At 59.6% G+C, this 1,166-nt stretch carries 1 protein-coding gene; it reads left to right on the forward strand.

The window, feature by feature from the left end; all coding sequences use genetic code 11:
- Positions 1 to 1,166: elongation factor Tu (tuf, locus tag ACR0D7_RS19385; RefSeq protein WP_480680478.1), on the forward strand; the 1,166-nt coding region annotated here is incomplete at both ends.

Consider the following 1,166-nt stretch of genomic DNA (forward strand, 5'->3'; position numbering starts at 1 on the left):
ATGGCAAAGGAAAAGTTTGAGCGTACAAAACCGCACGTCAACATCGGCACGATTGGCCACGTTGACCACGGCAAGACCACGCTGACCGCAGCAATCACCAAGTATTTCGGTGACTTCAAAGCGTATGACCAGATCGACGGTGCGCCGGAAGAAAAAGCACGTGGCATCACCATCTCGACCGCCCACGTGGAATACGAGACCGACAACCGCCACTATGCGCACGTTGACTGCCCCGGCCACGCCGACTACGTCAAAAACATGATCACCGGTGCCGCTCAGATGGACGGCGCGATCCTGGTTGTGAACGCTGCTGACGGCCCGATGCCGCAGACCCGCGAGCACATCCTGCTGGGCCGCCAGGTTGGCATCCCGAAGATGGTCGTGTTCCTGAACAAAGTTGACCAGGTTGACGACGAAGAGCTGCTGGAACTGGTTGAGATGGAAGTTCGCGAACTGCTGTCCAGCTACGAATACCCCGGCGACGATATTCCGATCGTTGCAGGTTCGGCTCTGGCCGCGATGGAAGGCAACAACCCGGAAATCGGCGAAGAGAAGATCAAGGAACTGATGGCGGCTGTTGATGACTACATCGACACCCCCGAGCGTGCTGTTGACCAGCCGTTCCTGATGCCGATCGAAGACGTGTTCTCGATCTCGGGCCGTGGTACCGTTGTGACCGGTCGTGTTGAGCGTGGCGTGATCAACGTTGGCGACGAGATCGAAATCGTCGGCATCCGCGACACTTCGAAAACCACCTGCACCGGCGTTGAAATGTTCCGCAAGCTGCTGGACCGCGGTGAAGCTGGCGATAACATCGGCGCCCTGCTGCGTGGTGTTGACCGTGACGGCGTTGAGCGTGGCCAGGTTCTGTGTAAGCCGGGTTCGGTGACACCGCACACCAAGTTCGAAGCCGAAGCCTACATCCTGACCAAGGAAGAAGGCGGTCGTCACACCCCGTTCTTCGCGAACTACCGTCCGCAGTTCTACTTCCGTACGACTGACGTGACCGGCACCGTGACCCTGGCCGAAGGCACCGAGATGGTCATGCCCGGCGACAACGTGTCGTTCGGCGTTGAGCTGATCGCGCCGATCGCGATGGAAAACGGCCTGCGCTTCGCGATCCGCGAAGGCGGCCGCACCGTCGGCGCCGGCGTTGTCTCGAAAAT

The organism is Ruegeria sp. BB7 (assembly GCF_056539365.1).